A 17,777-nucleotide genomic window follows, 5' to 3' on the forward strand; every position below is an offset into this window, starting at 1 on the left:
ATAACCTTTAGAATATTGCATAAATTAAGGAAAATTTACAGGAGGCTAAATAATAATGAATTTATTAGCTAAAACAAGAAAAATTAATTCGATGCTTCAAGCGTCAGCAGGAAAACCAGTTAACTTTAAAGAAATGGCAGATAAACTGGGTGAAGTAATCGAAAGTAACGTATATATTGTAAGTCGTAAAGGTAAGTTACTAGGTATTGCAGCAAATCAACAAATTGAAAACGAACGCTTTAAAAAAATGTTAGAAGAACGTCAATTCCCAGAAGAATACACTCGCAAATTATATGACTTCACAGAAACTGCTCCTAATTTAGATGTCTTCGATGAACACAGTGCTTTCCCCGTTGAAGCTCAAGAAATATTCAAATCTGGTTTGACAACAATTGTTCCAATTAATGGTGGTGGAGAACGTTTAGGTACATTAGTACTTGCACGTTTAGATAGTAAATTTGAGGATGATGATTTAATCTTAGCTGAATATGGTGCAACAGTAGTAGGTATGGAAATTCTTCGTGAAAAAGCAGAAGAAATTGAAGAAGAAGCTCGTAGTAAAGCTGTTGTTTCAATGGCGATTAATTCACTATCTTATAGTGAACTTGAAGCAATTGAGCATATTTTTGAAGAATTAGATGGATCTGAAGGTTTATTAGTTGCTTCTAAAATTGCCGATCGTGTAGGTATTACTCGTTCAGTAATCGTTAATGCTTTACGTAAATTAGAATCTGCTGGTGTTATTGAATCACGCTCATTAGGTATGAAAGGTACCTATATTAAAGTGTTGAACAATAAATTTTTAAATGCGTTAGCAGAAATCAAAATGCGTTAATTAAATACAATCTCTGTTAAATTTGTTTGTTGATAGTTTAAAGAAACACTATTTGTTTTATGTTAAAAGTATCAAGAACATGCATTAACATATCAAAATAAATGAAGCTACCTTTTCTGAATAACAGAATAGGTAGCTTTTTTCTTTTTGAATAAATTTATGCATGTATATGAGGTTTGAAGCACAATATGCTTAATTGTCTCTAGAATATAAAGCTTGGGTGTCCATACAATCAAGTGAAAAGCTACAAAAAAGTGAACTAATACTTTAATTTTACTTTTTTCGCTGTGAGTTTTATGTGAAATGTAAATAAATAAGAATGAATCTCTTTTGAATATTACATTTGTGACGCTAATAAAACAAATTCGATTTGAGTGTTACGTTTATTACGTGTCTAACGTATTAATATTAAAAATTGTGAATAATAACCTATTAAATATACGTTTTGTTTAATAAAAAAATGATTTTTATCTGAAAATATAGTAAATTATGGAAATGTAAAATTACCAGGAAAAAAGTAAGGGAAGAACTTTTTTCAATAAAAATGATGAAAAATAAAAAATAACGCTTATAAAGTCTTTAATCAGTAGGATTCATACATTACCACTATATAAATAGTGATAATCCTGTTGTGATTAAAAAGTAGGATAACAGCAATGGGGCATCTGATAAACTTCACGCATTTTTATTCAAAAATAGTTTGTTTTTCCTACTAAAAATGTGTCGTTATTGATAGACACTTTATAACATCTTTATTACAATTATAACGTGATGAAAAATTAGGTAATTTGGCAATATTAGTCGAATTGAGGTGAATGATGTGAGTTTATTTGGAGGCACAATAAGCAATGTTGAAAATGGATTGTCATATGCCAGTTTAAAGCAAAAGACAATAGCACAAAATATAGCAAATGTTGATACACCGAACTATAAAGCAAAAGACGTAAGCTTTAGCAAAATGTTGTCAGATGCTCAAGACTCGTACATAAAAGCATACCGCACGAACGATAAACATATCGATTTTCAGACGAATGCCCAAACACCGGGTGTATATTCTTATTCTGATTTACGTTATAGAGAAAATGGCAATGGTGTGGATATGGATAAAGAACAAGCAAGTTTAGCTAAAAATACAATTTATTATAATGCGTTAATCGATCGAATGAATGGTAAATTGAATTCACTATTAACTGTTGCCAAAGGAGGCAATTAATTATGTCTATTTTCCATAGTATGGATACTACAGGGTCTGCTTTGACAGCACAACGTCTTCGGATGGATGTAATATCGTCTAATATGGCAAATGTTGATTCTACTCGAGCGAAAAAAGTAAATGGTCAATGGGTTCCATATACAAGAAAATCGGTGACACTAGTCCCTAAGGAAAATTCGTTTTCTAATTACATGAATCTGGCTATGGGTGGAGTTGGAAATGAATCTGTAGGTAATGGAGTAAAGGTTACAAGTATAAATGAGGATACAAAAACACCATATAAACTCGTTTATGATCCAACAAATCCAGATGCAAATGCAGATGGCTATGTACAAATGCCAAACGTTGATCCATTAAAAGAAATGGTAGATTTAATTTCTGCCACTAGATCATATGAAGCCAATGTAACAGTATTTGATGCCAATAAATCAATGCTATCTAAAGCGCTTGAAATTGGTAAGTAATTTTTACTAAGGAAGGATGAGGAATAATGGCAATTTCACAAGTTTCAATTACACAACCAGTTCAACCAACATTGACTCAATCTGTTGCACAAACCATTCCGTCGGAAAAAAATGAAAGTTTTGGGACGTTATTAAAAAATGCTATTTCAACTGTAAATGACAGTCAAATAGCTTCTGATAAAATGACAGATAAACTAGTAAATGGAGAGAATGTAGAGCTTCATGACGTCATGATAACTGCTCAAAAGGCGAATATCACTTTAAATACAGCTCTGTCAATTCGCAATAAAGTAGTAGAGGCTTACCAAGAAATTATGCGAATGACAGTTTAATAGGAACGTTATCGCAAAGTTATAAGAATGTGAAACAGTCACTATATTTGGAGGCTTAAAATGAATGAAAGACTAAAGAACATCAGAACCAAATTTGGTGGGTTTTGGGGTAGTCGAACAAAAGTGCAAAAAGGTACAATTATCGGTTCAATTCTATCGGTATTGATTATTGCTTCTATTATTACATACTTTGCTACTAGAGTAACATATGCACCTTTATATTCAGACTTATCTTCTGCTGAAGTTGGACAAATAAAAGAACAATTAGATTCAAAAGGAGTAAAGTATCAAATTACAAATGGTGGAACAGCCATTTCAGTACCAGAGAATCAAGTTGATAATTTAAAAGTGGATTTAGCATCCCAAGGATTTCCACAATCTGGACAAATCGATTACTCTTTCTTCTCTAAAAATGCTGGCTTCGGTATGACAGATAATGAGTTTAATGTATTGAAATTAGCATCAATGCAAACAGAACTTGCAAACCTTATGAAGGAAGTAAAAGGTGTTAAAGATGCAAAAGTAATGCTTACATTACCTCAACAAGGCGTATTCGTTAGTGATTCGCAACAAGAAGCTAGTGCTTCTATCGTATTAAATACAGAACCAGGCTATCAGTTTACAGATTCACAAATTCAAACATTATATAATTTAGCATCAAAAAGTGTGCCTAATTTAAAGCCTGAAAATATTGTTATTACAAACCAATATTTTGAATACTACGATTTAAATTCACAAAGTCCATCTGGGAATGGTATAGCGTCAACAGATGCAGAGAAACAGCTAGCGGTAAAAAAACAGATAGAACGTGATCTTCAACGTCAAGTACAAACAATGCTTGGACAATTAATGGGACCTGGGAAAGCAGCTGTTTCGGTAACGACTGATATTGACTTTACACAAGAAAAACGAAAAGAAGATTTAGTTGAACCAGTTGACAAAAAGAATATGGCAGGTATCCAAATTAGTGCCCAAAAGATTAGCGAAACATATACTGGAACAGGTGCTACTGCAGGTGGTACACCGGAAGCAGGGACAAATACAGATAATTTCACTAATTATCAATCCGGAGCTAATGGAAACGGTGATTATGAAAAAACTCAAGATACAGTGAACTACGAAGTAAACCGTATTCACCGACAAATTCAAGAAAGTCCTTATCGTATTCGTGATATAGGAATTCAAGTGTTGATTGAACCACCTAAACCAAATGATCCAACATCATTGCCAGCTGCTACACAAACAGATATTAAAAACATGCTTAATTCAATTGTACTTACTTCTATTGACAAGAATGAAGCTGGACAATTAACAAATGCACAATTAAATCAAAAAGTGACAGTCGGCGTTGAAAAATTAAATGGTAATACAACTCCAGTTGTAGCTCAAAATTCAATTCCTTGGTGGATATGGGTTATTGGTGGCATTTTGCTTGTTGTGATTATTCTATTAGTTTTCTTCATTATTCGTTCAAGAAGAAAAGATGAATATGAAGACGAGGAATATGATTATGAAGAAAATTCTTTAGAAGTAGATGATATTTCTGAAGAAAAAGAAACTGAAACGACACTACGTCGAAAACAACTCGAAAAAATGGCTAAAGAAAAGCCGGATGAATTTGCAAAACTATTAAAAACATGGATTACAGAAGATTAGTGGGAGGTTTCAGCTGTGGTTAAGAAAGAAAAAGGCCTATCTGGTAAACAAAAAGCAGCACTCCTATTAATTTCATTAGGACCAGAAGTTTCAGCTGCTGTTTACAAACATTTAAATGAAGAAGAGATTGAAAGACTTACATTAGAAATCTCAAGCGTTAAAAAAGTAGAGCCTGAGATCAAAGAGGAAATTATTGAAGAATTCCACAATATCGCACTTGCGCAAGATTATATTTCACAAGGCGGTATTGGATATGCCAAGACAGTATTGGAAAAAGCGCTTGGAAATGATCAAGCACAGGCAATTATTAACCGATTAACTTCATCTTTACAAGTAAGACCATTTGACTTTGCGCGTCGTACAGATCCTGCACAGATATTTAATTTTATCCAAAATGAGCATCCACAAACGATTGCATTAATTCTATCGTATTTAGAACCACAACAAGCAGGTGTCATTTTGTCTTCTTTGCCACAGGAAGTTCAAGCAGATATTGCAAAACGTATTGCAACAATGGATTCAACTTCCCCTGAGGTTATTAGTGAAATTGAATCTGTTCTAGAAAGAAAATTGTCTTCAACAGTTACTCAAGACTACACAGAAACTGGTGGCGTAGATGCAGTGGTTGAAGTACTAAATGGTGTTGATCGTCAAACTGAAAAAACAATTCTTGATGCACTTGAAATTCAAGATCCAGAACTTGCAGAAGAAATTAAAAAACGAATGTTTGTATTCGAAGATATCGTTACACTGGATAATCGTTCAATTCAACGTGTCATTCGTGATTGTGAGAACGAAGATTTACTATTAGCTATGAAAGTTTCAAGTGAAGAAGTAAAAGAAATTATTTTCAAGAACATGTCACAAAGAATGGCAGAAACTTTCAAAGAAGAAATGGATGTCATGGGCCCTGTACGCTTAAGAGATGTAGAGGAAGCTCAAACTCGAATTGTCGCAGTAACACGTCGATTAGAGGATGCAGGTGAAATTATTATCGCTCGTGGTGGAGGAGATGACGTCATTGTCTAAGATCATTCGATTTGACAATCCTGAAAGCTCAAATGAGAATTTCCGCACCATAGAAATTAAAGAATTGTTTCTTCCACAAGATGATGTTGAAGAAACAATTACTCTACAAAATATTCTTGAAGAGCGAACTAAGCTCATTGATGAAGCACAACAAGAAATTAACGAACAAAGGCAAGTTTTTGAACAGCAGTGTATGGTAGAACGAGAAACATTGAACGATGCAAAAGCTGAATGGGAGCAAGAGAAACTCGAATTACAAAAACAGGCATATGAAGAAGGCTTTCAGCAAGGTCTTGAAGAGGGACATTTAAAAGCAGAAGCAAATATGTCGGAAGCAATTCAACTAGCCAATAATACAATTGTTCAGTCAAAGGCAAATGCAGATCAATATTTACAAGAACAAGAAGAAATCATCTTGGATCTTGCCATTCGCTCTGCAGAAAGAATCCTCGGTACAACTTTAGAAGAAAATTATGAGCGATACATAGATATTGTTCGAAGAGGATTAAAAGAAGCAAGAGAAATGAAAGAAATCAAATTATACGTTTCACCAACTTATCATCAATTGGTAACAGAACATCGTGAAGAGTTAAGCACTATGTTTCCAGTTGGTGTCCCATTTATGATATTTGTTAATGAGGATATTGGTGAAACAGATTGTTATATTGAAACAAATCACGGAAGAATTATGGTTGGTATCGATCAGCAACTAAATGAACTAAGATTAAAACTTGTAGAAATTTTAGAAAGCGTGGATTGAGAATGATGAAAGCGGCAGATTTATTAGAGCATATATCATCAATTCAAACCTTTAAAAAATTTGGTAAAGTTACTAGAGTAGTTGGCTTAATGATTGAATCAGAAGGTCCAGAAAGCTCTATTGGTGACGTTTGTAAAATTCACGTAAATACTGTCAAGCATGGTCATCAGGAAATTCTCGCAGAAGTTGTAGGATTTAAAGATGAAATTGTAGTTTTAATGCCCTATACATCTCTTCGTGAAATTTCTATTGGATGTTTAGTTGAAGGAACTGGAACGCCATTAGAAGTAAAAGTAGGACCAGAACTAATAGGGAAGGTCTTAGATTCAATGGGGCTCCCGATTGATGGTAGTAGCTTACCAAAAGGTCTTTCAACAGTGCAAACCGAGGAAGATCCACCTAACCCTTTAACAAGGCCGCCTATCAATGAAACATTAGAAGTAGGTGTTAAAGCGATAGATGGAATGTTAACAGTAGGTAAGGGTCAACGTGTTGGTATTTTTGCCGGATCTGGTGTCGGAAAATCAACCTTACTCGGAATGATTGCTCGAAATACGGTTGCTGACTTAAACGTCATAGCATTAATTGGTGAACGTGGGCGTGAAGTTCGAGAGTTCATCGAACGTGACCTAGGCCCAGAAGGACTTAAAAGGTCAATCGTAGTTGCTGCGACGTCTGATCAGCCAGCGCTTATGCGGATAAAAGGTGCATTTACCGCAACTGCTATTGCTGAGTATTTTCGAAATAAAGGATTAAATGTCATGCTCATGATGGACTCTGTTACACGTGTTGCAATGGCTCAACGTGAAATTGGTCTTGCAACGGGAGAACCCCCTGCTCAGAAAGGGTATACACCTTCCGTTTTCGGTATACTACCAAAGTTGCTGGAGAAAACTGGTACAAATGAAAAAGGCTCTATTACAGCATTTTATACTGTACTAGTAGACGGTGATGATATGAATGAACCAATAGCCGACACCGTACGAGGAATTCTTGATGGTCATATTGTCTTAGACAGAACGTTAGCTAACAAAGGTCAATATCCTGCAATCAACGTTTTGAAGAGCGTTAGTCGTTTGATGAATCATATTGCAACTCCAGAACATGTAAAAGCAGCAGAGCATTTAAGAGAACTTTATTACACTTATGATAAATCTGAGGATCTAATTAATATCGGTGCCTATAAAAAAGGTACATCAAAGGAAATAGATGAAGCTATTTTTTACGAACCATTAATTACTTCATTTTTAAAACAAGGTTATATGGATAAAGTCAGTATGGAAGATAGTGTTGCTGAATTAGTGGAATTATCGAATGGCGGTGGTATTTAGATGCAAGCATATAAATATCGTTTTGATAAAGTAATGACGGTGAAAGAGCAAGAAAAAAATCAAACTGAAATCGCATTTAAAGAAGCCACGAAGTTATTTGAAGATAAGGCTACAAAGCTATACAATCTCTTGAAGAAGAAGGAAGACTTAATCGTTTTTCAAGAAAAGAAATTAGCAAACGGAGCAACAATTGATGAAATTCATCATTATTCGAGATTTTTAGATAGCGTTGAAAAATCAATTGATGATATGCAGCAAAAAGTGATTCGATCTCGCTCTAAAATGGAATGGCATAAAGAGAAATTGTTAGAAAAATCATTAGAATGTCGTAAATATGAAAAGATGAAAGAAAAAGATTATCAAATTTATCAAAAAGAGCAGGATCGTATAGAGATGATTCAATTAGATGAACTTTCTTCCATCGCATATTACAACAAAGAAATCAGGTGAGAACATGACAACAAAGCCAAGAAAAAAAGTAAGTAAGCAAAAAGTACAAGTCGAAGAAGTGGAAAAGGAAAAGAAACCTAGCTTTATCCAGAAATTATTCTTTTGGGGGATTATTCCATTGCTCTTCGTATCTGCTGTTCTCCTGATTGCTGCAGAAGTTACAGGTACTAATGTTTTTGAAAAAGCAAAAGAAATAACGGGAACTTCTTCTTCACAAGAAAAAGCGAAAGATGTAACAAAATTTAACTCTAATAACGAAAAACAAATTGCAGATTTGAAAGCACAAGTTCAAGAAAAGGATGCAGAAATCGCCAAATTGCAAGGAGAAGTTGAAGACTCGAAAAGTGAAACATCTAAAATGGCTATCGAAAAACATCGATTAGAAGTACAAATCAAGAAAATGGAAAATGGAAAAGACGAAATAAAACAAGAATTCAGCAGCATTGTAACAACTTATGAAAAAATGACTCCGAAGAAAGCTGCTCCAGTTATAACAAATATGAAAGATGCAGAAGCATTGAAAATTTTATCTAGCTTAAAACCAGAGACATTAGCTGCAATCCTTGAAAAAATGCCTGCTGATAAAGCAGCACATTATACTGAATTGTTATCAAAAAATAACTAATTCATGAACATTGAAAGGAGGTGAAATAGTGAACATTGAACTGCTCAATCTATCAAAAAAAGTAAATTCAGAAACACCTTCTTCAAGAGTATCATCAAAAAACAGAGGTTTTTCAGAAGTGCTAACGAAAGCAAATTCTTCAGTTTCCAAAAGGGATCAAGCTGATCCAAGTAAAAAGGATGTTAATACCAAACAAATACCTGATAAACAGAGAATAGATAGTTCCAAAACAGAAAAAGTTCAAGAATCGCAAGTGAAAGAAACATCAGATGACAAAGAAACGAAGGAAACATCAAGCTCTTTCAAATTGGATTTAAACAAAGGTCTAGAAGGTCTTCTTGGTTCCGTATCAAAACTTGTAAATGATTCAAATGGAGAAGAAAAAATTTCTTTTGAAGATTTATTATCCGTATTAAATGCTTCTTCATTACAAGAGTTAGGAAATGCTTTAGGTATCAAAATAGAGCAACAAGACTTTTCAAAAGGAATATCTCTAGATAATATCTTAAAGGCTTTAGGTATTAATAAAGAAGATTTACAAAAAGCACTACAACAATTAACTGGGAAACAATCAAAAGGTGAAGATGTTTGGGATATGCTTGCAGGAATTGACCAAAATCAACAATCATTCATTCAAAATCTGATAGCTTCTATTAAAGGCGATCCGGGTGCTAATATTTCTAAATCTCAAGCTTCACAAGTTTTGCAGTTTTTGAAAATGATTGAACTAGTAGCTCCAAAAACAGATTTAATGTTGAATCAAGAATATCAAACATTCCAAGTAAAGGAATTGATTTCTAAACTTTCGTCAGAAGTTGAACAAACTAAAGTAACAAGCAATGAAACACAGCTTTTAAAAACAAACGAAATGCAACAGCTAAACATTAAACAAATAAATAATAAGCTTGCTGATATTACAGCAAACGAAAGTGTTAGCACGATTCAAACAACAACTAAATCTGAAACAACAGCCGTTACATTAACACTACCAACAAATAAAGCATCTCAAGCAGAAGCATTTGTTAAAGAATTCCAAGCAATCATGAATCGAAGTCAGTTTTCAAACAATGCAGCTGGAACAAAGCTATTAATTAAGCTTTATCCAGAAAATTTAGGATCTATTCGAGTAGAGCTAGTACAAAAAGACGGTGTTATGACAGCACGATTTTTAGCATCTACAAATATTGGTAAACAAATGCTTGAAAGTCAACTACAACAGTTAAAACAAGGATTAGTAAACCAAAATATACAATTAGATCGCATTGATGTTGCTCAAGCATTGAATGAAACAAACCGCCAGGAAAAAGAACAACAACAGTTCCAACAAGCTTTTAAACAACATTCAGAAAACCAGCAGAAACAAAAAAAGGATGAAAACGATGAGAAATCAAGCTTTAACGATTTCTTAATGGAATTGGAGGTCTAGTGTATGGCAGAAACAACCTTAACAAACAAGGCAGTAACAGATAAAACTTCGGATTATTTTTTATCTAATAAACCCAAGAGTGTAAAAGAGACTGGGAATAGTTCTTTAGGTAAAGATGCCTTCTTACAATTACTCGTTAAACAATTACAAAATCAAGATCCTACCAGTCCTATGGATGATAAAGAATTTATTGCGCAAATGGCACAATTTTCATCTTTAGAACAAATGCAAAATGTAGCAAGCGCTGTTGAATCTTTAGCAGGTATTGCTCAGCAATCCCAGCTTATGGAATATAACAATTTTATAGGGAAAAATGTAACATGGCATGAATTAACATCTGAATTAGATGAAGAAGGAAAACCTATTGTAAATACTGGTTCAGGAACTGTAAGTAAAATCTCATATAATGGAGATTCTGTTATTATTACATTGGCAGATGGCAAACAGCTAACACCAGCAAATATTTCTGAAGTTGGTACTGGATCAACAAATGGTTCTTCAAATTCACTTGTAGAAGCAAGTATGTTGATTGGAAAAAATGTTACATATAAAGAAAACGAAGAAACTGAAGAGATTACGGCAACAGTAAAATCCGTTAAAAAATCTTCAGATGGCAGTATTGTACTTGTATTATCAAATGGTAAGGAAGTTAAAGCAGATCAATTATCCTCTATTTCTGAATAAAGGAGGATAAATATATGTCAACGATAAAGTACATTCAACATCAGTATCCGATTCATTCGGAGATTCAATCAAACGTATTGAATGTAAAGCCTACAGCAAATAAATCTTTTAGTGAGTTATTAGCAGAACAAACTTCACAACAGTTAAAAGTGAGTAAACATGCATCTAATAGACTCCAAGAGCGCAATATCCATATTGATGAACGTCAGTGGGAACGCATTACAAACAAAGTATTTGAAGCGAAATCCAAAGGCGTTAACGATTCACTTGTATTAACAAACAATGCAGCTCTAATTGTAAGTGCAAAAAATGCAACAGTTATAACTGCAATGGATCGCAAAGAAGCACAGGATCAACTATTTACAAACATTGATGGCACAATTGTGCTGGGATAAGGCAGGACCTTTTTTAGGGTGCCTTGTATTACTGAATGACTGAGGTAATACACTTTAATTTGAAGGGAGAAAAATTATTTTATGTTACGTTCTATGTATTCTGGAATTAGTGGTCTTCGCAATTTCCAAACAAAATTAGATGTTATTGGTAACAATATTGCAAACGTAAACACATATGGCTTCAAAAAAGGTCGCGTAGTCTTCAAAGATTTAATTTCTCAAACTACACAGGGTGCAACAGCTCCTGGAGCAAATCTTGGTGGTACAAACCCAAAACAAATCGGTCTTGGCTCACAACTTGCAGCTATTGATACTATCCATGATGGTGGTTCCATGCAAACAACAAACCGTACACTAGACTGTGCAGTTAATGGTGATGGATACTTCGTTGTTCAAGATGGAAATGAACAATATTTTACACGTGCCGGAAACTTCTACCTAGATAGAGATGGAACACTAGTTACAGGTGATGGTAAAAAGGTATTAATGGACAATGAAGCTGCAATACCTAGCGATGCAACAGCAATCACAATTGGTCAAGATGGTACAGTTTCATACACCCAAAATAATACACTAGTAACTGCTGGAACAATCCAAATTGCTCGTTTTGCAAATACTGGAGGTTTAACAAAAGTAGGTGGTAACTACTTTAAACCATCTAATAACTCTGGTGATCCAGTAATTGGTGCACCGAACTCAGAGGGACGAGGATCTGTTGAATCTGGTTTCCTTGAAATGTCTAATGTTGATTTGTCTGAAGAATTCACCGAAATGATTGTTGCTCAACGTGGTTTCCAAGCAAACTCACGTATTATCACAACTTCTGATGAAATTCTACAAGAATTAGTAAATCTTAAACGATAATTGATCTGTCGGTTAAATTATGATTGGAAGGGGGGCTGGGCCGGCTCTCATGCACCCGGCCCTTACATCCTATGATTGCTCTAACGAAACTAAATAAAAAACCGTTCTTTTTAAATGCTTTATACATAGAATCGGTCGAGGAGTTTCCTGATACGACAATCACGTTAACGACCGGGCGAAAATATGTTGTATTAGAAACTATGGATGAAGTTCAATCGAAAATGATTCAATTTTACCGTAGTGTGCAACTCCTATCAAACCCGCACTTAAGAGGTGAAGAAGATGAAGAATAATAAGTTATTATCAATAATGTTGATTATTTTAGTTTCAATTACACTTATTGGTGTTGTTGCAGCGGTTATTGTAACTCAATTCAATAAGGGAGCAGCAGCTCAAGTAGAAAATATTGACGATATTGTCGCATCATCAGTTGATGTAGAAGAAATCACAACGAATATAGCAGATGATAGTTATGTAAAAATTGCGCTGAAAATCCAAACAAATAGTAAAGAAGCAGCTGCAGAATTAACAAAACGTGATTTTCAAGTAAAGAGTATCTTAATTGATGAGTTATCAGAAATGACAAAAGAAGATTTAGACGGTAAAAAAGGCAAAGAAATGCTTGAAAATACGTTGAAAACGAAGATAAATGAACTCATGCAAGACGGAGAAGTTCAACAAGTATATATAACTTCGTACATTAATCAGTAATCATAATATGAATTGTAAATGGAGGTGGGCAAATGGCAGGAGATGTGTTATCTCAATCCGAAATTGATGCGTTATTATCTGCATTATCAACTGGGGAAATGACTGCAGATGATATAAAAAAGGAAGAGGAAGCAAAAAAAGTTAAAGTGTATGATTTCAAACGAGCTCTCCGCTTCTCAAAAGATCAAATTCGTAGTTTAACGCGGATTCACGAAAACTTTGCACGCTTGCTAACTACTTTTTTCTCAGCACAGCTTAGAACATACGTGCAAATTACTGTCGCATCAGTTGATCAAATACCATTTGAAGAGTTTATCCGGTCAATTCCGAATATGACTTTGATAAATGTATTTGAAGTTCCTCCATTAGATGGTAATATTTTAATGGAAATTAACCCTAACATTGCTTATTCAATGTTAGATCGTTTGATGGGAGGTACAGGGGCGAGTCATAGCAACGTTGATAATCTAACAGAAATTGAAACGAAAATCATGACAAACCTATTTGAGCGTTCATTTGATAATTTGAGAGAAGCTTGGACGAACATTGCGGATATTGATCCTGTTTTAACAGAATTAGAAGTAAACCCGCAATTCTTACAAATGATTTCGCCAAATGAAACAGTTGTTGTGATCTCATTCAACTCAATTATTGGTGAGACAAGTGGTATGATCAATATCTGTATTCCACATGTTGTTCTTGAGCCAATTGTTCCAAACTTATCTGTTCGATACTGGATGCAATCAAACAAAAAAGAGGTTTCTCCAGAACAAACAGCAATTATCGAAAAACGCGTGAAACAATCTGATTTAAAAGTTGTAGCTGAACTAGGTACTACAGATATAAGTATTGAAGATTTCTTATTCCTACAATTTGGTGATGTGATTCAGCTAAATCAGAAAATTAGTGAACCTCTTATTTTAAATGTTGGGGGTATTCCTAAATTTACTGTCCAACCAGGTAAGTTGAAAAATAGGATGGCTATACAAGTAATAGATTCTTTGAAAGGAGGAGACGATGATGAGTGATGAAATGTTATCACAAGAAGAAATTGAAGCCCTATTAAGAGGCGAATCTATTGATACAGATAATGAACCGTCTTCTCGCACAGACTATAATGTGGAAGATTATTTAGATCCAATGTCACAAGATGCACTTGGTGAAATTGGTAATATTTCTTTCGGAAGTTCAGCAACAGCCTTATCTGCATTGCTAGGACAAAAAGTTGAGATTACTACTCCTACCATTAGTATGATCAACCGTGATAAGTTAGAAGAGGAATTTCCAAATCCTTACGTGGCGATTCAAGTTGAATATACAATTGGTTTAATGGGGATGAATTTACTCGTTATCAAACAGTCTGATGCGGCGATTATTGCAGACTTAATGTTAGGAGGAGATGGAGTAACTCCTACAGAAGATTTAGGAGAAATTCATTTAAGTGCTGTCCAAGAGGCAATGAATCAAATGATGGGATCTGCTGCTACTTCCATGTCGACAATCTTTAATAAGAAAGTGGATATTTCACCACCAACAATCGATTTGATGAATATTTCACTAAATCAAGGTGCTGAAAATATCCCATCAGAAGAATTACTTGTAAAAGTATCATTCCGATTGAAGATTGGTAATTTAATAGATTCAAATATTATGCAATTGTTACCATTAGAATTTAGTAAATCTTTAGTTAAACAATTAATGAATCCAGAGCAGGAAGAAGCAGCAGTTACACAAGCAGTTCAGGAGGAAATTCCAGTACAACAACCAGTTGTTCCAGAAATTGCATCAAATCAAATACCTGCTCAGGATTATTCTATGCCAACAATGCAACAACCATCTCAACCGGTATATGAACAATCTTTTGCGACTATGCAACAACGAGCACCACAACAACCTGTAGATGTTCAGCAAGCACAATTCGCTAGCTTCGAAAATGCAAGTTTAAAACAAGCCGAGGCCAGAAACTTAAATATGCTACTGGACATACCATTACAAGTTACAGTTGAATTAGGACGTACAAAACGTTCAGTTCAAGAAATTTTAGAACTAGCAAGTGGTTCCATTATCGAGTTGGATAAATTAGCTGGTGAACCAGTAGATATTCTTGTCAATAGCCGACTTATTGCTAAAGGTGAAGTAGTTGTTATCGATGAAAACTTCGGTGTTCGTATTACAGATATCTTAAGCAAAGCGGATCGACTTAATAATCTAAGATAGTATTAATTGGAGGAGTTAGTCATGTCAAAACGTATTTTAATTGTGGATGATGCAGCTTTTATGCGAATGATGATCAAAGATATTTTGACTAAAAATGGATTTGAGGTTGTCGGAGAAGCTGGAGATGGAGCTCAAGCTGTTGAAAAATACAATGAGTTAAAACCAGACTTAGTAACAATGGATATTACAATGCCTGAAATGGACGGTATTGCAGCACTAAAAACGATTAAAGAAAAAGACCCAGGTGCTATTATTATTATGTGTTCAGCAATGGGACAACAAGCAATGGTAATCGATGCAATTCAAGCTGGCGCAAAAGATTTCATTGTTAAACCATTCCAAGCTGATAGAGTAATAGAAGCAATCCAAAAAGCGCTAGGTTAATAAAATGTTTTATAAGAACTTATTGAAAATGATTTTGTGTGCATCGCTTTTTACCGTAATAACAAGTCAACCTATTGAACAAGCATTCGTCTATGCGGCATCTAATGATTCTGTAGATGAATGCATAAAAAATCCTGATTCATGTAAGGATGAGTTAAAACCAGCTGTCGACCCTAAGGATCAATCGACAGCTGTTGGCTTGTCTGCGTGGGATTACATTAAAATGGTATTGGCACTAATTTTTGTAATCGCATTACTTTATGGCGTGCTTAAATTTGTCAATCGCCGCAACAACAAATATCAACAAAATCAGTTAATGCAAAATTTAGGCGGTATATCTCTTGGACAACAAAAATCAGTGCAACTATTAAAAGTTGGAAATTCTCTTTATTTAGTTGGCATAGGAGATGATGTACATATTTTGAAAGAAGTGACGGACAAAGCAGAAAAGGACCATTTGTTAAGTATATACAGTGACAAACAAGAACTTTCAGCACAAGTACCATATGTCTCTGAACTATTTTCAAAGTTAAAAGGTCGTCACTCTGAAAAAGAGAGAGATTCGTCGGGCGAAGAATTTAAGGAAGAGTTTCGAAAAAAATTATCAGAAATTCAACAAGATCGTCAGAAAGAATTAGAAGATTGGAAGCAGAAGGAGAGGGAAAATGAATGAGTGATTTTGTCGATTACTTCTCCAATAGCGATCCATCAAATGTATCTGCATCTGTCAAATTGATGTTGATGCTTACGGTTTTATCTTTAGCGCCAAGTATTTTAATATTGATGACATGCTTTACTAGAATAATCATTGTATTGTCTTTTGTACGAACAGCATTGGCAACACAACAAATGCCACCGAACCAAGTCCTTATTGGTTTAGCTTTGTTTTTAACGTTTTTCATCATGGCACCAACATTCCAAGATGTAAACAAAAATGCATTACAGCCACTATTCGATGAAAAAATCACATTAGATGAAGCTTACTCTAAGGCAAGTAAGCCATTTAAAGAGTTTATGAGTAAGAACACTAGACAAAAGGATTTAGATTTATTTCTGAAGTATTCTGGTGCAAAGGAACGTCCTAAAACAATTGAGGACATTCCACTTACAACAATGGTTCCTGCATTTGCTATTAGCGAGTTAAAAACAGCTTTTCAAATGGGCTTTATGATATTCATTCCGTTCTTGGTAATCGATATGATTGTTGCCAGCGTCCTCATGTCGATGGGGATGATGATGCTACCTCCGGTAATGATCTCATTACCGTTTAAAATACTTTTATTTGTATTAGTAGATGGTTGGTATCTTGTTGTGAAATCACTTTTAGAAAGCTTTTAGGGGATGGGAATATGACAGCAGAAGTAGTTATTAAAGTTGCAGAAGAAGCGATTAAAGTTATTTTACTAGCATCAGGTCCATTACTACTTGTTGCTTTAATAACGGGTCTTTTAGTTAGTATTTTTCAAGCAACTACACAAATTCAAGAGCAAACCCTTGCTTTTGTACCAAAAATTATTGCAGTACTTGTTGCTATTATCTTTTTTGGTCCCTGGATGCTTACTCAAGTGACTACATATACCAAAGATATATTTGAAAATTTAGGCCGTTTTATAGGGTGATTGAATGGAAGAATTGATACCGAAAACAACCATATTTCTTCTTATTCTTATTAGAATTTCAGCATTCTTTATAACAGTGCCGTTTTTCTCATATAAAACGATTCCAGCTAAAGTAAGAATTACCCTTGCATTCGTATTGTCATGGATGATGTATTATACGATAGATGTAAAACCGTTTGATATTAATGGAGAATACATATTATTGATGATGAAAGAAGCAGTAGTTGGTTTATCAATAGGTCTTATAGCATATATGATTATGTCTGCTATACAAATAGCTGGAGGATTTATTGATTTCCAAATGGGTTTTGCTATTGCTAATGTTATTGATCCACAAACAGGTGCGCAAAGTCCGTTATTAGGGCAATTTTTTAATTCATTAGCTCTTCTTGTATTATTAGGAACAAATGGGCACCATTTAATTTTAGATGGCATTTTTTATAGCTATCAATATATTCCGATGGATAGTCTTTGGCCAGCATTTGGATCGAGCGATTTATCGCAGTTTGTTCTGAAAACTTTTGGTACACTTTTCGGGATCGCCTTCCAGATGTCAGTACCAATTGTGGCTACATTATTCTTAGTTGATATTGCTCTTGGTATTACGGCTCGAACTGTACCACAACTGAATATATTTGTTGTTGGTTTTCCCGTTAAAATCGGAGTTAGCTTTATCGTATTAATCGTCATGATGGGTGTAATGATTGCTGTTATGCAAAAACTATTTAATTTCATGATAATTAGTATGCGAGATTTTATGGTTCTATTAGGTGGTGGATAGT

23 protein-coding genes are annotated in these 17,777 nt (G+C 34.4%); all 23 read left to right on the top strand.

The window, feature by feature from the left end:
- Window positions 1-55 precede the first annotated feature (55 nt).
- The 23 genes from codY to fliR all read left to right on the top strand — a co-directional run bounded on the left by codY (window position 56) and on the right by fliR (window position 17,776).
- Entirely contained in the window at window positions 56-835 is a 780-nt protein-coding gene (gene codY, locus ABE048_RS15545; protein ID WP_430312178.1) for a GTP-sensing pleiotropic transcriptional regulator CodY, read from the top strand.
- An 820-nt stretch (window positions 836-1,655) separates the two neighbouring features.
- Complete coding sequence (gene flgB, locus ABE048_RS15550) at window positions 1,656-2,048, top strand: flagellar basal body rod protein FlgB (RefSeq protein WP_430312179.1); 393 nt, start codon at window positions 1,656-1,658, stop codon at window positions 2,046-2,048.
- Between the two features lie 2 nt (window positions 2,049-2,050).
- The gene (flgC, locus tag ABE048_RS15555) at window positions 2,051-2,512 is read left to right on the top strand and encodes a flagellar basal body rod protein FlgC (RefSeq protein WP_430312180.1); all 462 of its coding nucleotides are present in this window, start codon (window positions 2,051-2,053) and stop codon (window positions 2,510-2,512) included.
- Between the two features lie 26 nt (window positions 2,513-2,538).
- Complete coding sequence (fliE, locus tag ABE048_RS15560) at window positions 2,539-2,844, top strand: flagellar hook-basal body complex protein FliE (RefSeq protein WP_430312181.1); 306 nt, start codon at window positions 2,539-2,541, stop codon at window positions 2,842-2,844.
- 60 nt (window positions 2,845-2,904) lie between these two features.
- On the top strand, window positions 2,905-4,500 hold the full coding sequence (gene fliF, locus ABE048_RS15565) for a flagellar basal-body MS-ring/collar protein FliF (protein ID WP_430312182.1): 1,596 nt from the start codon (window positions 2,905-2,907) through the stop codon (window positions 4,498-4,500).
- Window positions 4,501-4,515: 15 nt separating this feature from the next.
- Window positions 4,516-5,529, top strand: coding sequence for a flagellar motor switch protein FliG (gene fliG, locus ABE048_RS15570; protein ID WP_430312183.1), 1,014 nt, complete (start codon window positions 4,516-4,518; stop codon window positions 5,527-5,529).
- The gene (fliH, locus tag ABE048_RS15575) at window positions 5,513-6,289 is read left to right on the top strand and encodes a flagellar assembly protein FliH (protein ID WP_430312184.1); all 777 of its coding nucleotides are present in this window, start codon (window positions 5,513-5,515) and stop codon (window positions 6,287-6,289) included. The genes fliG and fliH overlap by 17 nt, the downstream gene beginning before the upstream one ends.
- Before the next feature lie 5 nt (window positions 6,290-6,294).
- On the top strand, window positions 6,295-7,620 hold the full coding sequence (fliI, locus tag ABE048_RS15580) for a flagellar protein export ATPase FliI (RefSeq protein ID WP_430312258.1): 1,326 nt from the start codon (window positions 6,295-6,297) through the stop codon (window positions 7,618-7,620).
- Window positions 7,621-8,070 carry a flagellar export protein FliJ gene (gene fliJ, locus ABE048_RS15585; RefSeq protein ID WP_430312185.1) on the top strand — a complete coding sequence of 150 codons (450 nt, stop codon included), beginning with the start codon at window positions 7,621-7,623 and terminating at the stop codon, window positions 8,068-8,070.
- 4 nt (window positions 8,071-8,074) lie between these two features.
- A complete protein-coding gene (locus ABE048_RS15590; protein ID WP_430312186.1) occupies window positions 8,075-8,695 on the top strand; it encodes a MotE family protein in 621 nt (206 codons plus the stop codon).
- Between the two features lie 28 nt (window positions 8,696-8,723).
- A complete protein-coding gene (locus ABE048_RS15595) occupies window positions 8,724-10,121 on the top strand; it encodes a flagellar hook-length control protein FliK (RefSeq protein ID WP_430312187.1) in 1,398 nt (465 codons plus the stop codon).
- 3 nt (window positions 10,122-10,124) lie between these two features.
- On the top strand, window positions 10,125-10,805 hold the full coding sequence (gene flgD / locus ABE048_RS15600) for a flagellar hook assembly protein FlgD (protein WP_430312188.1): 681 nt from the start codon (window positions 10,125-10,127) through the stop codon (window positions 10,803-10,805).
- A gap of 14 nt (window positions 10,806-10,819) precedes the next feature.
- Window positions 10,820-11,200 (top strand): TIGR02530 family flagellar biosynthesis protein, encoded by a 381-nt coding sequence (locus ABE048_RS15605; RefSeq protein ID WP_430312189.1) that lies wholly within the window; start codon window positions 10,820-10,822, stop codon window positions 11,198-11,200.
- An 81-nt stretch (window positions 11,201-11,281) separates the two neighbouring features.
- On the top strand, window positions 11,282-12,064 hold the full coding sequence (gene flgG, locus ABE048_RS15610; RefSeq protein ID WP_430312190.1) for a flagellar basal body rod protein FlgG: 783 nt from the start codon (window positions 11,282-11,284) through the stop codon (window positions 12,062-12,064).
- A 71-nt stretch (window positions 12,065-12,135) separates the two neighbouring features.
- Window positions 12,136-12,357, top strand: coding sequence for a flagellar FlbD family protein (locus ABE048_RS15615; RefSeq protein WP_430312191.1), 222 nt, complete (start codon window positions 12,136-12,138; stop codon window positions 12,355-12,357).
- Window positions 12,347-12,775 carry a flagellar basal body-associated protein FliL gene (gene fliL / locus ABE048_RS15620; RefSeq protein ID WP_430312192.1) on the top strand — a complete coding sequence of 143 codons (429 nt, stop codon included), beginning with the start codon at window positions 12,347-12,349 and terminating at the stop codon, window positions 12,773-12,775. Before ABE048_RS15615 ends, fliL begins: the two co-directional genes overlap by 11 nt.
- A 32-nt stretch (window positions 12,776-12,807) precedes the next feature.
- A complete protein-coding gene (gene fliM / locus ABE048_RS15625) occupies window positions 12,808-13,803 on the top strand; it encodes a flagellar motor switch protein FliM (protein WP_430312193.1) in 996 nt (331 codons plus the stop codon).
- Window positions 13,796-14,992: a flagellar motor switch phosphatase FliY gene (fliY, locus tag ABE048_RS15630; RefSeq protein WP_430312194.1), complete on the top strand. Its 1,197-nt coding sequence runs from the start codon at window positions 13,796-13,798 to the stop codon at window positions 14,990-14,992. Before fliM ends, fliY begins: the two co-directional genes overlap by 8 nt.
- A gap of 21 nt (window positions 14,993-15,013) precedes the next feature.
- Window positions 15,014-15,376, top strand: coding sequence for a response regulator (locus ABE048_RS15635; protein ID WP_430312195.1), 363 nt, complete (start codon window positions 15,014-15,016; stop codon window positions 15,374-15,376).
- A gap of 4 nt (window positions 15,377-15,380) precedes the next feature.
- Window positions 15,381-16,049, top strand: a complete 669-nt coding sequence (locus tag ABE048_RS15640) for a flagellar biosynthetic protein FliO (protein WP_430312197.1) — start codon at window positions 15,381-15,383, stop codon at window positions 16,047-16,049.
- Window positions 16,046-16,714 (top strand): flagellar type III secretion system pore protein FliP, encoded by a 669-nt coding sequence (gene fliP, locus ABE048_RS15645; protein ID WP_430312198.1) that lies wholly within the window; start codon window positions 16,046-16,048, stop codon window positions 16,712-16,714. The genes ABE048_RS15640 and fliP overlap by 4 nt, the downstream gene beginning before the upstream one ends.
- An 11-nt stretch (window positions 16,715-16,725) precedes the next feature.
- Complete coding sequence (gene fliQ, locus ABE048_RS15650) at window positions 16,726-16,995, top strand: flagellar biosynthesis protein FliQ (RefSeq protein WP_430312199.1); 270 nt, start codon at window positions 16,726-16,728, stop codon at window positions 16,993-16,995.
- Window positions 16,996-16,999: 4 nt separating this feature from the next.
- Window positions 17,000-17,776, top strand: coding sequence for a flagellar biosynthetic protein FliR (gene fliR / locus ABE048_RS15655; RefSeq protein WP_430312201.1), 777 nt, complete (start codon window positions 17,000-17,002; stop codon window positions 17,774-17,776).
- Window position 17,777: the final 1 nt, after the last annotated feature.

The sequence above is a fragment of the Rummeliibacillus pycnus genome (assembly GCF_050459865.1).
Taxonomy (GTDB): Bacteria; Bacillota; Bacilli; order Bacillales_A; family Planococcaceae; genus Rummeliibacillus; species Rummeliibacillus pycnus_B.

Bases quoted from the DNA above. Each gene is read 5' to 3' on its own strand.
- codY (WP_430312178.1), top strand. From the start codon at position 56: ATGAATTTATTAGCTAAAACAAGAAAAATTAATTCGATGCTTCAAGCG.
- flgC (WP_430312180.1), top strand. From the start codon at position 2,051: ATGTCTATTTTCCATAGTATGGATACTACAGGGTCTGCTTTGACAGCA.
- fliE (WP_430312181.1), top strand. From the start codon at position 2,539: ATGGCAATTTCACAAGTTTCAATTACACAACCAGTTCAACCAACATTG.
- fliF (WP_430312182.1), top strand. From the start codon at position 2,905: ATGAATGAAAGACTAAAGAACATCAGAACCAAATTTGGTGGGTTTTGG.
- fliH (WP_430312184.1), top strand. From the start codon at position 5,513: ATGACGTCATTGTCTAAGATCATTCGATTTGACAATCCTGAAAGCTCA.
- fliI (WP_430312258.1), top strand. From the start codon at position 6,295: ATGAAAGCGGCAGATTTATTAGAGCATATATCATCAATTCAAACCTTT.
- fliJ (WP_430312185.1), top strand. From the start codon at position 7,621: ATGCAAGCATATAAATATCGTTTTGATAAAGTAATGACGGTGAAAGAG.
- ABE048_RS15590 (WP_430312186.1), top strand. From the start codon at position 8,075: ATGACAACAAAGCCAAGAAAAAAAGTAAGTAAGCAAAAAGTACAAGTC.
- flgD (WP_430312188.1), top strand. From the start codon at position 10,125: ATGGCAGAAACAACCTTAACAAACAAGGCAGTAACAGATAAAACTTCG.
- ABE048_RS15605 (WP_430312189.1), top strand. From the start codon at position 10,820: ATGTCAACGATAAAGTACATTCAACATCAGTATCCGATTCATTCGGAG.
- flgG (WP_430312190.1), top strand. From the start codon at position 11,282: ATGTTACGTTCTATGTATTCTGGAATTAGTGGTCTTCGCAATTTCCAA.
- ABE048_RS15615 (WP_430312191.1), top strand. From the start codon at position 12,136: ATGATTGCTCTAACGAAACTAAATAAAAAACCGTTCTTTTTAAATGCT.
- fliL (WP_430312192.1), top strand. From the start codon at position 12,347: ATGAAGAATAATAAGTTATTATCAATAATGTTGATTATTTTAGTTTCA.
- fliM (WP_430312193.1), top strand. From the start codon at position 12,808: ATGGCAGGAGATGTGTTATCTCAATCCGAAATTGATGCGTTATTATCT.
- fliY (WP_430312194.1), top strand. From the start codon at position 13,796: ATGAGTGATGAAATGTTATCACAAGAAGAAATTGAAGCCCTATTAAGA.
- ABE048_RS15635 (WP_430312195.1), top strand. From the start codon at position 15,014: ATGTCAAAACGTATTTTAATTGTGGATGATGCAGCTTTTATGCGAATG.
- ABE048_RS15640 (WP_430312197.1), top strand. From the start codon at position 15,381: ATGTTTTATAAGAACTTATTGAAAATGATTTTGTGTGCATCGCTTTTT.
- fliP (WP_430312198.1), top strand. From the start codon at position 16,046: ATGAGTGATTTTGTCGATTACTTCTCCAATAGCGATCCATCAAATGTA.
- fliQ (WP_430312199.1), top strand. From the start codon at position 16,726: ATGACAGCAGAAGTAGTTATTAAAGTTGCAGAAGAAGCGATTAAAGTT.
- fliR (WP_430312201.1), top strand. From the start codon at position 17,000: ATGGAAGAATTGATACCGAAAACAACCATATTTCTTCTTATTCTTATT.